11 protein-coding genes are annotated in these 14951 nt (G+C 66.5%); all 11 read left to right on the plus strand.

All coding sequences use genetic code 11. The annotated features are described in order from the left end of the window. Positions 1-16 precede the first annotated feature (16 nt). The 11 genes from ABKS89_RS05415 to ABKS89_RS05465 all read left to right on the plus strand — a co-directional run bounded on the left by ABKS89_RS05415 (position 17) and on the right by ABKS89_RS05465 (position 14947). The gene (locus ABKS89_RS05415) at positions 17-577 is read left to right on the plus strand and encodes a response regulator transcription factor (RefSeq protein WP_081517431.1); all 561 of its coding nucleotides are present in this window, start codon (positions 17-19) and stop codon (positions 575-577) included. Positions 578-644: 67 nt separating this feature from the next. Then, complete coding sequence (locus tag ABKS89_RS05420; RefSeq protein ID WP_138212256.1) at positions 645-2378, plus strand: ABC transporter ATP-binding protein/permease; 1734 nt, start codon at positions 645-647, stop codon at positions 2376-2378. A 191-nt stretch (positions 2379-2569) separates the two neighbouring features. Further along, positions 2570-3538, plus strand: a complete 969-nt coding sequence (locus ABKS89_RS05425; protein WP_192290059.1) for a M23 family metallopeptidase — start codon at positions 2570-2572, stop codon at positions 3536-3538. Then, positions 3519-3884 carry a hypothetical protein gene (locus tag ABKS89_RS05430; protein ID WP_242015292.1) on the plus strand — a complete coding sequence of 122 codons (366 nt, stop codon included), beginning with the start codon at positions 3519-3521 and terminating at the stop codon, positions 3882-3884. Before ABKS89_RS05425 ends, ABKS89_RS05430 begins: the two co-directional genes overlap by 20 nt. A gap of 18 nt (positions 3885-3902) precedes the next feature. Further along, on the plus strand, positions 3903-4337 hold the full coding sequence (locus tag ABKS89_RS05435) for a bactofilin family protein (RefSeq protein WP_138212258.1): 435 nt from the start codon (positions 3903-3905) through the stop codon (positions 4335-4337). A 69-nt stretch (positions 4338-4406) separates the two neighbouring features. Continuing rightward, a complete protein-coding gene (locus tag ABKS89_RS05440) occupies positions 4407-5348 on the plus strand; it encodes an AEC family transporter (RefSeq protein WP_348588062.1) in 942 nt (313 codons plus the stop codon). A 188-nt stretch (positions 5349-5536) separates the two neighbouring features. Beyond that, a complete protein-coding gene (locus ABKS89_RS05445) occupies positions 5537-6331 on the plus strand; it encodes a YfaP family protein (RefSeq protein WP_348588179.1) in 795 nt (264 codons plus the stop codon). A 38-nt stretch (positions 6332-6369) separates the two neighbouring features. Then, on the plus strand, positions 6370-8121 hold the full coding sequence (locus tag ABKS89_RS05450; RefSeq protein ID WP_348588061.1) for a DUF2138 domain-containing protein: 1752 nt from the start codon (positions 6370-6372) through the stop codon (positions 8119-8121). Continuing rightward, on the plus strand, positions 8106-8750 hold the full coding sequence (locus ABKS89_RS05455) for a DUF1175 domain-containing protein (protein WP_348588060.1): 645 nt from the start codon (positions 8106-8108) through the stop codon (positions 8748-8750). The genes ABKS89_RS05450 and ABKS89_RS05455 overlap by 16 nt, the downstream gene beginning before the upstream one ends. A gap of 14 nt (positions 8751-8764) precedes the next feature. Further along, positions 8765-13300 carry an MG2 domain-containing protein gene (locus ABKS89_RS05460; RefSeq protein WP_518300988.1) on the plus strand — a complete coding sequence of 1512 codons (4536 nt, stop codon included), beginning with the start codon at positions 8765-8767 and terminating at the stop codon, positions 13298-13300. Positions 13301-13303: 3 nt separating this feature from the next. After that, on the plus strand, positions 13304-14947 hold the full coding sequence (locus ABKS89_RS05465; protein ID WP_138212264.1) for a DUF2300 domain-containing protein: 1644 nt from the start codon (positions 13304-13306) through the stop codon (positions 14945-14947). The last annotated feature ends 4 nt before the right edge of the window (positions 14948-14951 follow it).

Consider the following 14951-nt stretch of genomic DNA (forward strand, 5'->3'; position numbering starts at 1 on the left):
CCCGCGAGGAAGTACCATGAGCGAAGAGATCCTGTTCGAAGGCGAAGAGCAGCCCCACCTGCTGCTGGTGGACGACGATGCCACCTTTACCCGCGTCATGGCCCGCGCCATGACCCGTCGCGGGTTGCGGGTGTCGGTCGCCGGCTCCGCCGAGGAAGGCCTGGCCATGGCCAAGGAAGATCTGCCCGACTACGCCGTGCTGGACCTGAAGATGGACGGCGACTCCGGCCTGGTGCTGCTGCCCAAGCTGCTCGAGCTCGACGCCGAGATGCGCGTGGTGATCCTCACCGGCTATTCCAGCATCGCCACCGCGGTGGAAGCCATCAAGCGCGGCGCCACCAACTACCTGTGCAAGCCGGCCGATGCCGACGATGTGCTCACCGCACTGTTGTCGCAACATGCCGACCTGGAATCCCTGGTGCCGGAAAACCCCATGTCGGTCGACCGCCTGCAGTGGGAACATATCCAGCGCGTGCTTGCCGAACATGACGGCAACATCTCCGCGACCGCCCGAGCGCTGGGTATGCACCGGCGCACATTGCAACGTAAGCTGCAGAAACGCCCGGTGAGGCGTTAAGCGATCGATAAGACAAAGGAGCGCCAATGAGCGCTCCTTTTTATTTCCAGCCGTGCGAGCCGACCCCATGACCGACAGCGCCGAATACCGGGCCGCGAACGACGCCGTTCGCAGCCGCTTCTTCCACCGAGTCTGGCAACTCACCGCGCCCTACTGGCGCAGCGAAGAGAAGGGCATGGCCTGGCTGCTGCTGATCGTGGTGATCGCCCTGTCGCTGGTGGGCGTGGCCCTCAGCGTCTGGCTCAACAGCTGGTATCGCGACTTCTACAACGCCCTGCAGAACAAGGACCTGAAGAGCTTCATCCACCTGATGCTGATGTTCTGCGGCATCGCCGCGGTGTTCATCCTCACGGCGGTGTACCGGCTGTATCTCACGCAGATGCTCACCATCCGCTGGCGCCGCTGGCTCACGGAGAAGCACTTCGCCGCCTGGCTGGGTGACAAGAACTACTACCGCCTGGAGCAGCGCGGGCACACCGACAACCCCGACCAGCGTCTTTCCGAAGACCTCAACAGCTTCACCGACACCACCCTGACCCTTGGTCTGGGGCTGATCCGCAACATCGTCAGCCTGGTGTCCTTCTCGGTCATCCTGTGGGGCGTGTCCGGCAGCATCGAACTCTTCGGCATCAACATCCCCGGCTACATGTTCTGGGCGGCCCTGCTCTACGCTGCGGTCGGCAGCTGGCTGACCCACCTCATCGCACGCCGCCTGATCGGCCTGAACAATCGCCAGCAACGCTACGAGGCGGATCTGCGTTTCGGCCTGGTGCGGGTGCGCGAGAACGCCGAGAGCATCGCCCTGTACAACGGCGAGGCCAACGAAAGCAACCGGTTGATGGGGCGCTTCCGCAATGTCTGGGGCAACTTCTGGGAGCTGATGAAGGTGCAGAAACGCCTGACCTTCTTCAGCTCCGGTTATGCCCAGATCGCCACCGTGTTCCCCTTCATCGTCGCCGCACCGCGCTATTTCTCCGGGCAGATCCAGCTGGGCGAACTCATGCAGATCAACTCCGCCTTCGGCAACGTGCAGGACGGCCTGAGCTGGTTCATCGACGCTTACGCCAGCCTCGCCAGCTGGCGCGCCACCTGCGACCGTCTGCTGAGCTTCCGCGAGACCATGGACGAGACAGCGCACGAGTCCGCCAACATCGACGTGCGCAAGACCGGCGACAACCTGCAACTGCACAACCTCACCCTGAGCCTGGGCAACGGCCGCGAACTGCTGCAACCCACCAGCCTGGAGTTGAACTCCGGCGAGCACGTTCTGATCGGCGGCCCCTCCGGTGGCGGCAAGAGCACCCTGCTGCGCGCCATGAGCGGCTTGTGGCGTTACGGCAGCGGCGTGGTGCAGATGCCCGAGGCACGCAGCCTGTTTGTCCCGCAGAAACCCTACCTGCCCATTGGCACTCTGGCCGAAGCGCTGTGCTACCCGGAAGCGGGCGACCGTCATGATCCCGAACAACTGAAGCAGGTGCTGCACCTGTGTCGCCTGGATTCCCTGGTGCCGCGTCTGGAGGAAGCCGACCACTGGCAGCGCGTGCTCTCCCCGGGCGAGCAGCAGCGCCTGGCCATCGCCCGCGCGTTGCTTTACGCACCGCAGTGGCTGTTCCTCGACGAAGCCACCTCCGCGCTGGATGAGACCGACGAGGCCGCGCTCTATCAGGTGCTGCTCGACCAGCTGCCGGGCGTGACCCTGGTCAGCATTGGTCACCGGGTCAGCCTGAAGCGCTTCCACCCGCGCCAACTGCGCCTGGACGAGCATCGTTTGCAGGAGATCGAGTCCGTTTTGCCGGCGTAGTGGCAGTTTGATTCACTGGAATAATGTGATCGCGTTAGTGGGAAACATCTGAAAGTCTTCTCAGACGGGATGATTTCTTCTTATTTATTTACATTTTTCAGTGTTTAGCCGCTGCGAAGTTTTCAAGAACAGGTACCCTGTGCACCCCCGGCGGCCATCCGCCGGGCCGAATGCATTCCAACGGTACCGCCATGAAATCCCTTTCCCCCTCACGGCAAGCCCTGACCCGCTCGGACCTGCGCCTGGTCGACACGCGCCGGTATGTGCTGGGCGCCGCCTGTCTATCGCTGGTCCTCGCCACGGTCGCCTTCGCTGGCGGGCTGTGGCTCGGGCGGGGCCAGACCGAGCCGGTGATGGTGCCGGTGGCGCAGGCCGACGAAGCGCCGGATGAGTCCGGCGAGCGTTTTGCCGCCGAGCGCATCGGCGAGCTGACCGGCCGCCTGCAGGTCCTGGAAAAGGATGCGGACTACCTGCTCAAGGCTGTCGACAGCCATGAGGAAATCGCCCGCAAGCTGTCCAGGGTCGACCCCGAGCTGGTGCCCACCCCCAAGAGCAAGTCAGGTTCCACCCGCAACGAAGGTGGCATCCTGCTGCCGCCTCGGGCCTGCGTCGACCCGCTGCCCGCATCGGCCGCCGACCTCGAGCGCAACGAGCAATCGGCCAAGTGCCTGCGCCGGGTCTTCGACCTGCTGATGGATCAGGTGGCCCGGCGCAACGCCGATTTCATGGCCATTCCCGCGCGCCGCCCGATGGAGCAGGCGCGCCTGGGTTCGCCCTTCGGCAATCGCGTCGATCCGTTCAACCGCCACTTGGCCTTCCATTCCGGCCAGGACTTCTCGGCGCCTATCGGCAGCCCCATCCACGCCGCCGCCGGTGGCCGGGTGATCGTTTCCGGCCGCCACGCTTCCTATGGCAATCGCGTCGAGATCGACCACGGCAATGGCCTGGTGACCCGCTACGCCCATGCCTCCAAGCTGCTGGTGAAGGTTGGCGACGTCGTACTGCCGGGGCAGGAGATCGCCAAGGTCGGCTCCACCGGACGCTCCACCGGCCCGCACCTGCACTTCGAAGTGCTCTACCACGGCGAATTCGTCGACCCGCAGAACTTCCTTTCCCTGGGCGGCATGGAGATCGACAGCGATGGCCTGGCCACGGACTAAACGCCCCTCCACCCGCCAGTTGCTGCGCGCCGAGCACCGCCCCCACGTTCCCCGTGGCTTCGCCTGGCTGGGCTGGACGGCGCTGGTGCTCCTCGTGCTGACGGCCCTCGCGCTGGGTGGCTGGCAATTGCGCGCCCGTGACGACGGACAGCTACGCGAGCGCATCGATGCGCTCGAGGCGCAGAATGCCGAGCTGACGCAGGAGCTGGAGGAAAAGCGTCTGCAAGCCGAAGAGGAGCGCGCCAACCGCGAACAACTGATGCTGCGGATCGACGCGATGTCCGCCGAAATCAAGAAACTCAAGACCGAGCTGGCCTTCTTCCGCCAGCAGAAACCTGGCAAGTAGTGCGCGCGAGGAATTGCGATGTTCAGCAACAGCAAGAAGAAAGGCCCGCAGGTATCGGTGGACAAGTTCTCCAGCCTGCTCTCGGGCAATGTCGATCTGGTCGGCGACATGCAGTTCCAGGATGGCCTGAAGATCCTCGGCACGGTGAAAGGCAACGTCAGCCACAAGCCCGGTGCGGCCAGCCTGCTGGCGCTCAGCGCGGAAGGGCGGATCGAAGGCAACGTCAGCAGCTACGACGCGCTGATCGACGGCACCATCATCGGCGACCTCTATGTCGAACACCTGCTGGAACTGCACTCCAACGCGCGGGTGGTCGGCAACATCCAGTATCGCCAGCTGAGCATGGAAAACGGCGCCACCGTGGACGGCAAGCTGACCCGTCTGGCCGACGGCGAAGCCCCCAAGCCGCTGGAGCTGCCGGCTCCGGTGCGCGAAGAGGCAGCCGACGCCTGATTTGCCCCGGCGCGGTGGGTACTTAGCTTGCTATGATTGTCGCCCCCACCGCCCAGACCCTCCCGTCCCATGCTTGCACTCCTGCTCCAGACCTTCAGCATCACCGCCCCGGTCTTCGCCATGCTGTTCCTCGGAGTGCTGCTGCGCCGCGTGGGGGCGATCAATCCGGAGTTCATCCAGACGGCGTCGGCGCTGGTGTTCAACGCCACCATGCCGGCGATGCTGTTCCTCGGCATCTACCACTCCGACCTGCACAGCGCGGCGCGCCCGGAAGTGCTGCTGTACTTCTGCGCGGCGACCCTGGCGGGCTTCCTGCTGGCCTGGGGCTGGGCCGCCTGGCGGGTGCCCCGCGAGGAGCGCGGCGTTTTCGTGCAGGGCTCGTTCCGCGGCAACAACGGCATCATCGGTCTGGCGCTGGCCACCAGCCTCTACGGTGACCACGGCCTGGCGCTGGGCTCGGTCCTCGCTGCGCTGGTGATCCTCTGCTACAACACGCTGTCCTCGGTGGTGCTGGCGATCTACAGCCCGAGCATGAAGTCCGATCCGCTGAGCATTGCCCGCAACGTCATCTGCAATCCGCTGATCATCAGCGTACTGGCGGCGCTGCCGTTCTCCTGGTTCGGCATCGGCCTGCCGAAGTGGCTGCTGACCTCCGCCGACTATTTTGCCCAGATGACCCTGCCGCTGGCGCTGGTGTGTATCGGCGGCACCCTGTCGCTGGCCTCGCTGCGCGAAAGCGGCGGGCTGGCAATCAGCGCGAGCCTGATGAAGATGGTCTGGCTGCCGCTGATCTGCACCTCCGTCGCCTGGGTATTGGGCTTCCGCGGCGCCGAACTGGGCGTGCTGTTCCTCTATTTCGCCAGCCCCACGGCTGCGGCCAGCTATGTCATGGCCCGTGCGGCCAACGGCAACCATGAACTGGCGGCGTCGATCATCGTCATCACCACCCTGGTGGCGGCGCTGACTACCAATATCGGTATCTTCGTCCTGCAGTGGGGCGGCTGGATGTGACTCGGGGGAAGTCGAGATTCTTCCAATGGGTGTTGCGCAAATGGCTATTCAGTTTGTAGGAAATTTCTGAAAGATCGCCCTGAGTCGCAACGCCGCGCGAACGCCGTTCCGCGCGTCGACAAGACCGGTTACATTTGGCTCCCCCCGCTATGCACGATCAAGGAATGTTCATGCAGCTCACGCGTCGGATGGTTCGTGCCGTCTTTTTTCTGTCAGCCAGTCTCCTGGCTGCGGCGGTCGCTGCCGAGCCGAGCGCGGACCTCTCCAGCCCTGCCGCCGGCTGGCGCTATTCGGGCCTGACCGATGATCCCAGCGTGCCCCGCGTGGCCTATCCCACGCCCCCCATCGACCGGGGCGGTTCCCGTGGCCGCAGCCTGATCGAAGGCCATCTGCGCGAAGTGGCCGGCGTCGACCGCGCCCAGCGCCTGGTGGTCAACGGCAACCCGCTCCCTCTCTATACCGACGGCGAAGGCAAGTTCGTCCGTCCGTACAACTTCGGCGCCGGCAGCAACAGCGTCGAGGTGGCCAGCGCCGAGGGAAAATCCCTCAAGCGCATCCAGTTCTATGAAGCCAACAACCACCGGGTTGCGCCGCGTCTTCGCCTGGCGCTGGGCTGGAACGACCCCAAGGCCGAGCTTGACCTGCATATCGTCACGCCCGACGGCCAGCATGCCTTCTGGGCGCGGCCGCGCCTGAGCAACGGCGGCGGCCTCGACCCCGATGGCGTCGACGGTCCCGGCCCGGAAATGTTCACCATGGCTGCGCCGTTGCACGGTACCTACCTGGTCTACGTGAACTACTGGGGCAACTACAACGCCAGCCAGGGTTACAACTTCCAGGAGGGTAACCACGAGCAGGACGTGATCACCGCCGAGATCAACCTGGTGTTCAACGAAAATACCGTCAACGAGAAGCGCGAGACCTTCGTGGTGCCGATGCGCACCATCGGTGATCTGGTGCTGGTGAAGACCTTCAACTACTGAATTCGCCCCTCGCAGGGATGACACGGGACAAGCGATCCATGAGCGACAATACGCCCTCCAGCAGCCAAGACAGCACCCCTTCGTCGACGCCGGCCCAGGCCCCGGGCCGTGGTCCGCTGATCGCCATCGGCGCGCTCGCCGCCGCGCTGGTCGCCGGCGGCCTGGCCTTGGCCTTCGGCCTGATCCCCGCCTTCCATTCCGCACCGGTAGGCACCCTGGAAGCGCCGGAAAGCCCGGAAGTGGTCCGCGACCTCAAGCGCCCCGACGCGCTGATCGAGAGCGCCTCCCTCAGCCAGTTGCCCAAGGCCGTGCTGGAAGTGCCGCTGCTGCGCGACGTGCTCACCGAGGACTTCGTCTTCTACTACGAGAACAACGCCGACCGCCTGGGCCTGACTGGCACCCTGCGGCGCATCGTCTACGAGCACGACCTGACCCTGAAAGACAGTGTGATCGAGGAGCTGCTCGACCAGCCGGCCCAGGTTGCCCTGTGGCGCGGTGCCGATGGCCGTCTGCGCGACTTCATGGTGGTGCTCAAGCGCGGCGGCCTGGCCAAGGTGCTGGAGCCGCTGGCCAGGATCGCGGCCGATGATAGCCAGTTGAAGAAGGTCGCGGAAATCCAGGTGAAGGGCAGCACCACGCCGGTCTACAGCCTGCGCTATGGCGCCGAGAAGACCCTGCTGTTCGTCTCCCGTGGCGACCAGATGCTGGTCCTGTCGAACCCGAAGATGCTCTTTCCCAACCCGGATTACGACAACCTGGGTGAGCCCGATGCCGCCGTTGCCAAGGATCTGGGAACCGCGCTGGAAGGCGAGCCGCTGTTCGCCAAGGACTTTGCCCTGGAGCCGCGCGGCGAGCTGAAACAGCGCATCACCCTGGGTGCAGGCGTCATCGCCATGGGCTACCAGCGCCTTATCCCGACTTTCTCCGGCGTGCGCTTCGAGCAGGGCAAGGACGGCTGGCACAGCTACCTGGCGCTCAACGAGGTCGCCCGCCAGCCGGACCTGGACTTCACCCCCGTCTGGCAGGCCATGCCCATGGGCGCCAGCGCCTGCGTCGCGCTGCCGGTCACGCCGGGCCTGTACGACAACATGCTGGTGAAGCTGGGCGCCGAGCAGAAGATGGCCGCAGCCTTCTCCGAGCATCTCTCCGGCGCCGCCGGCCTGTGCTGGTACCCGGACTCGCGCCTGCACTCGCCGCTGCTCGCGGTAAAGCTCGACGCGCCCGCCAGCCCCGAGCTGGACGAGCAACTGGGCAAGCTCTTCGGCAGCATGATCGGCGCCTACGAGGCCAATGTGGAGGCCGGCGCCTTCGAGGTTGAAAGTCGTACCGAGGGCGAAGGTCGCCTGTGGCAGCGCCAGGTCAGCTCGCGCTTCGGCCAGTACCCGGCCAGCGAGGCGGAGAACCCCGACCAGGTCAGCGGCAACGGCTTCTTCCGCGTCAGCCTGCTGCGCGATGGCAACACCCTGCTGTTCTCCATCGACGACAAGCTGCTCGACAAGGCCCGCAACACCCTGGCCAAGCGCTACCCGCCGCTGGCCGACGTGCTGCCCAAGGACGCCCTGGTGCCCGCGTATCTGGCGCCCAAGACGTTGTCCGCACTGCTCCAGCGCGAGACCCTCGACAGCCTGCCGCAGGACATCGAGCCGGTATTCCGCAACGCCGCCGACACGCTGCTCCTGCCACGCCTGAAGACCCTCGCCGGCAACGGCTCCTACGCCCTGACCCTGCCGGCCGGCAGCGAGCCCAGCGGTGAGTGGGAGTGGCTGCCGCTGGAATGGAAGGCGCTGTGATCCGCAATCCCCTTATCCTGCTGGCCGGTCTGCTGGTCGCCACGCTGGCGCACGCAACGGAGCCGGCGCTGGATGCGCAGCAGACCCAGGTGTTCCGCGCCTGGTTCGTGCGCATCACCGAGGAGCAGCTGCGCCGCGGGCCGAACCCGCGCTGGTACCAGCAGGACTGCGCGGGCCTCGTGCGCTTCGCCGCCAACGAGGCGCTGAAGGTGCACGATGCCAAGTGGCTGCGCGCCAACGGCATGTCCAACCGCTACCTGCCGCCGGAGCTGGAGCTGTCCGACGCGCAGCGCAATCTCGCGCAGACCTGGCAGCAGGGCGGCGGCAAGACCGGCCCCTACGTCAACGCGATCAAACTCATTCAATACAACAGCCAGCTCGTTGGCCGCGACCTCAACCAGGCGCGCCCCGGCGACCTGATGTTCTTCGACCAGGGCGATGACCAGCATCTGATGATCTGGATGGGCCGCGACATCGCTTATCACACCGGCACTCGTACGGCGACCGACAACGGCATGCGCTCGGTCAGCCTGCAACAACTCATGACATGGAAGGACACCCGATGGATACCCGACGAATCCAATCCCAACTTTATCGGCGTCTATCGCTTGTCCTTCCTGACCCGATGAACGCGCTGCGCGGCATGGCCGCTGCCCTGGCCTGCGCCGGCCTGTTCGCCGCCGCGCCCGCGATCGTGCAGGCGGACGACGACGTCCCGGCGAGCGGCTACACGCCCATGGCCGGTGAGTCGTTCTTCCTGCTCGCCGACACCAGCTTCGCTTCCGACGAGGTGGCCAAGGTGCGTCTCGAAGCGCCGGGCCGCGACTACCGCCGCTACCGCATGGAGCCCTACGGTGGCGCGGACATCCGCGTCTACCGCATCGACCAGCCGCTGGACTTCCTCAAGCGTCAGAAGAACCTGCACCGCGTGCTGTCCGAAGGGCAGTTCAAGGGCGAGGGCCTGTCCAACACCTTGGCTTACCTGTGGGACAACTGGTACCGCAAGTCGCGTCGGGTGATGCAGCGGACCTTCTCCTACGAGTCGCGCCAGCAGGTCACCGAGGTGGTGCCCGAGCTGAAGATGGGCAATGCCATGCGCGCGCCGACGCCTTATGACGCGCAGCCGCAGTACGCGCCGATTCCCGGCCTGCCCATGGTCAGCCAGTTCCGCTATCCATTGTGGGACGCCAAACCGATCCAGCCGCCGAAGGGAGTCAGCCTGGCCGGCTCTTCCAGCGAGTTCATCAACGTCGCGCCGGGCAACGTGTATGTGCCGCTGGGCAAGCTGAAGCCCGGCCTTTATCTGGTCGAAGCGCTGGTCGGCAAGTACCGTGCGACCACCGTGGTGTTCGTCTCCAACAGCGTTGCGGTGAGCAAGATCGCCGGCAATGAGCTACTGGTGTGGACCGCGCGCAAGCATGAAGGCACCCCGGTCGGTGGCGCCAAGGTGCTGTGGACCGATGGCCTGGGCGTGATGAGCAGCGGCAGCAGCGATGCCGACGGCCTGCTGCGCCTGCAGCACGTCAGCCCCGAGCGCTCCTTCGTGATCGGCGAGGACGAGGAGGGCGGCGTCTTCGTCTCCGAGAACTTCTATTACGACAGCGAAATCTACGACACCAAACTCTACGCCTTCACCGACCGCCCGCTGTACCGTCCGGGCGACTGGGTGTCGCTGAAGATCGTCGGCCGCGAGTTCAAGAACTCCCGTGAATCGCAGTCGCCGCAGAGCGCGCCGCTGCGCCTGTCGGTGATCGACGCCGCCGGCACCACGCTGCAGACCCTCGACCTCAAGTACGACGCCAAGAGCGGCACCAACGGCCGCTTCCAGCTGCCGGCCAATGCCGTCGCCGGCGGCTACGAGCTGCGTTTCGACTACCGCGACCAGACCTACAGCAGCGCCTTCCGCGTCGCCGAGTACATCAAGCCGCACTTCGAGATTTCCCTCGACCTGGCCAAGCCGGACTTCAAGACCGGCGAGCCGGTGAAGGGCAACCTGATCCTGCTCTACCCGGACGGCAAGCCGGTGGCCAATGCCCGCCTGGAGCTGAGCCTGCGCGCCCAGCAGCTGTCCATGGTGGACAATGAACTGCAGTACCTCGGCCAGTTCCCCGTGGAGCTGACCAGCGCACAGATCACCACCGACGCCCAGGGCCGCGCCGCGCTGGACCTGCCGGCGGCGGAAAAGCCTAGCCGCTACATGCTCACCGTGTTCGCCAGCGATGGCGCCGCGTACCGCGTGAAGACCAGCAAGGAAATCCTCATCGAACGTGGCGCCGCGCGTTACCGGGTGAGCGCGCCGCAGCGCTTCAGCGCCGCCGGTGACAAGGTCGAGTTCAGCTACGCCGCCGAACAGCAGACCCAGATCCAGCCGACCGCCTTCCGCTGGCTGCGCCTGGAAGACCGCAGCAGTGGCGACGGCGCGGTGGCCGACGGCAAGTTCGCCATCACCTTCGACAAGCCCGGCACCTACAGCGTCGAGCTGCGCGACAAGGCCGGCCAGCTGCTCGGTGGCACCGGCCACTCGGTCAGCGGCGACGGCGTGAAGGCCGTGCCCGGCACCGTGGAAATCGTCCTCGACAAGGCCGAGTACCAGGCCGGTGAAGAAGCGCTGGCGCTGATCACCTTCCCCGAACCCGTGGACGACGCGCTGCTGTCGCTGGAGCGCGACAAGGTCGAGGCCACTGCACTGCTGTCCAAGGGCGGCGACTGGCTGAAGCTGGAAAAGCTCAACCCGACCCAGTACCGCGCCCGCATTCCGGTGACGGCCGAGTTCTCGCCGAACCTCACCTTCTCCGTGCTCTACACCCGCAGCGGCGACTACAGCTTCCAGAACGCCGGCATCAAGGTCGCCGTGCCGCAGGTGGAGATCGCCGTCAGCACCGACAAGGAACGCTACGAACCGGGCGAGACGGTCACCGTCAACCTCGACACCGCCTACGCCGGCAAGCCTGTCTCCAGTCACCTCACCGTGAGTGTGGTGGACGAGATGATCTATGCGCTGCAGCCGGAGATCGCTCCGGGTATCGACCAGTTCTTCTACCACCCGCGCCGCAACAACGTGCGCACCAGTGCCAGCCTCGCGTTCATCAGCTACGACGTGGCACTGCCCGGCACGCCCAGCGCGCCCGGTCGCGCCAATCGCAGCGAGCGCGGCGTGAAGGTGTTGGAGCGCCCGCGCCGCGAGGAAGTCGACACCGCAGCCTGGGAGCCGGAGTTGGTCACCGACGCCAACGGCAAGGCTCAGTTCAAGTTCCGCATGCCCGACTCCCTGACACGCTGGCGCATCACTGCCCGTGCCATGGATGATCAGGGGCAGGTCGGCCAGAAGAAGCAGTTCATCCGCTCCGAGAAACCGCTGTACCTCAAGTGGAGCGGCCCGAAGCGCTTCCGCACGGGCGATGCGCCGGACCTCGGCCTGTTCGTCTTCAACCAGGGCGAGCAGGACACCAAGGCCGAGCTGCTGATCCGTGCCAACGGCGCGGAGAAGACCCAGGCGCTGGAGCTCAAGCGTGGCGTCAACTACATCGCCCTGCCGCAACAGCCCCTCAGCGATGGCGACTGGAGCGTCGAGCTGCGCCAGGATGGCCAGGTGCGCGACAGCATCGGCGTGCACTTCAGCCTCGTGGCGGACAGCTGGCAGGTGCTGCAGTCCAGGCCGCTGCAGGTCAACGCGCAGAACACCCCGCTGCAGCTGCCGGCGGACGCCCGCGACGTCAGCCTGCGCCTGGATGACAGCGCCCAGGCCCTGCTGCGCGGCAACCTCGACTCGCTGCTCGACTACCCCTGGGGTGGCGTCGAGCAGACCGCCAGCCAGCTGCTGCCGCTGAGCGTTGCCTACCCGATGCTGGCCAACGGCGAGCCGCGTGTGCGCGATCGCCTGCGCCTGATCATGCAGACCAGCCGCCTGCGCCTGGTGCAGATGGCCGGCCCGGACGCCTACTTCACCTGGTGGGGCGGCGAAGACTACGACGCCTTCCTCACCGCTTATGCCTACTACGCCGACTGGCACGCCAGCCGCGCGCTGGAAATCCAGCTGCCGCCGGACCACTGGCAGCGCGTACTGGAGCTGTACTCCGCACGCGCCAGCGCCACGCCGCTGCTGCAGCGCGCGCTGATCCTGGCCTTCGCCCGCGACATGAAGTTGCCGGTGCAGACCCTGGTCAGCGGTCTGCTCACCGATCTGGAGAACGCCGGCAACGGCGAGGCGGAGAAGTCGGTGAACGACTTCGACAGCGACGACAGCCTGGTCATGGGCCAGCCGGACTCCGAGCTGGGCCTGGCAGTGGCCCGCGTGCTGACGGCCAGCCTGGCCGAGCAGAACAAGGTTGCGCTGCCGTCCGGGTTCGCCAGGCAACTGGATGGCGCGCGCCTGAAGCTGAACACCAGCGACCAGCCATTCGCCCGTGCCGTGCAGCTCTACATCGGTACCGTCGATGCCAGCCGTGCCCGCGCACTGCTGCAGAGCCTGGCGCCGCAGCAATCCACTGTCGAACGTGCCCTGGCGCTGACCTGGATGCAGCGCGCCGTGGCCGATGCCCCGGCTGCCGAGCTGCCCAAGCCGGTCGCGGACTGGAAGGAAAGCCACAGCACCACCGGCGATGCCTTCTGGCAATGGCAGGGCAAGGACGTGCCTGCGCAGCTGGACCTGAGCGCCGCGCCTGCGCGTCCGCTCAACGCTTCCGTGACCTTCCGCAGCGCCGAAGCGCCGGCCAGCCAGCTGCCGGTGACCATCAAGCGCCGCCTGCTGCGGCTGGTGCCGGGCGAGGACGCCTTCGCCTTCAGCGCCGAGGAACTGGGTGACAAGCCGCTGTCCAGCGACGAGCTGTACCTGGACGAAGTGACCCTGACCACCGAGCAGGCGCAAGCCTTGCGCTACGGCATGCTGGAAGTGCCACTGCCGCCGGGCGCGGACGTCGAGCGCACCACCTGGGGCTTGCAGATCAGCGGCCTGGGCGGCGTCGAGGCGACCAGCCTGGAGCGCGCACGCAACGAGCCGGGTGACCTGTTCTACGGCGTGCCGGTGGACACCCTCGGCGGCGAACTGCGCTTCCGCCATCTGGTCCGCTTCTCGCAGAAGGGCGAGTTCGTCCTGCCGCCAGCGCGCTACCAGCGCCTCTATGCGCCGCAGGAGCAGGCGCTGGAGCAGCAGCCGGCCCTGGCGAAGATCAAGGTTCAGTAATCGATGCGCGCGCGTCTGGCCGGGCTGATCCTGCTGTTGCCGCTGAGTGCCCTTGCGGCGCCCGGCTCGCAAGAGTCGGCGCAGCTGGCCTGGCGCACCGCGCAGGGCGACGAACTGCTGCGACTCGGGCCGCAGCAAGTGCTCGATCGCCAGCCATTGCCGGCCGACCTGCATGCTCCGCTGGGCAGCCTGTGGAAGCTGTTCGTCTATGCGTGGCTCAACGACACTGGCCAGCAGGAGCCGGCCTACTCGTGCCGCGGTGAAAGCAAGGAAGAGGTGTATTGCTGCACGGCAGGGCAGAGCATTGAGCGCGACGCCGCGCTGGTGAAGTCCTGCGGCCTGTACTTCCAGCCGCAGCGCCTGGGTATCGACGGCACGGTCTGGCGCCAGTACTGGCAGTCACGCCATGCGCCAGAGTGGATCGCCCAGCTGGACAAGCTGGCGCCACAGACCGAAGTGCCGGTCGCCGAACTGCTCGATCAACTGCAGCACCTGCCGGCCCAGGAGCAGGCGCGCAAGGTGCTGCTCGATGTCAGCCTGGCCGCCGACGAGGGCCGCACACCGGCTGCCCTGGGCGGACGGCTGCGAATCAAGACCTGGAGCTGGGACGAAGGTGGCAAGCGCGAGGGCGGCTTCGCCGGTTGGCTGGTCGACGGCACGCCGCTCTGGGCGCGCGGGCCGGGCACCAGCAAGACAGTGCTGGCCAAGTACGGTAATGCCATCGGTGCCGCGCTGCCGGCGCCGTGGCCCAGCGATCCGGGGCGCTGCGTGGAAGTCGGGCTGTTCAGCCGTTACCCGCTGAAAGAGGTCTACGACGCGCGCAATCAGCCCGCCGCCGAAGGCCTGCTGGCGGGCCGGCAGAATGTATTGTTCACCAATGGCGTTCGACTCGACGTGAACAGCAGCGGCGACCTTTTTCTCGAGCGTGATGCGCAGGGGCCGCGCCTGACGGCCCGCCTGTCCCGCGAGGAATACGTCGCCCGCGTGCTTGACCGCGAGGCCTCCGCGACGCCGCCGGAAGCGGCCAAGGCGCTGGCGGTGACCATCCGCACCTACCTGTTGCAGAACGGCGCGCCGCGCGGTGATTGCCTGAGCATCGACGACAGCAGCCAGCGCCAGCGTGTGGCGCCGCGCCCGGCCAGCGAGGCGGCGCGCGGCATCGCGGCCTGGACCGCCGATCTGGTGCTGGCTGGCGGCACCGTCACTTACCATTCGGACGAGGCGGGGCAGTCGAAGCTGTCCTGGCGCGACGCCCAGGAGCAAGCCGCCAAGGGCCTGCGCTATGACGCGATTCTCGCCCGCGCTTTCCCACGCACCAGTCTGAGCCGCTGGAGCAACCCGACCGCCGCCTGCCAGCCACTGCCTGAGGCCGAGCGCTGGCTGAAGGCGCAGCGCCGCGACTGGCGCCCGCGCCTGGAAACCGAGGCGGGCTATGAGGAACTGCAGTCCTTCGCCGTGTGCCGCCTGAGCAGTGGCCGGCCCTACGTCGACCGCGAACGCCAACGCATCTACGTGCGCGGCCTGTACTCCCAGCAGGACCGCCTCGACCTGGCTCATGAATACCTGCACCTGGCCTTCCAGGCGCACCCCAATGGACAAGACGAGGGCTACGTGGAAAACCTGGCCCGTCGCCTGATACTGGAATGATCAG

This window comes from Pseudomonas sp. LABIM340, from assembly GCF_040017195.2.
GTDB lineage: Bacteria > Pseudomonadota > Gammaproteobacteria > Pseudomonadales > Pseudomonadaceae > Pseudomonas.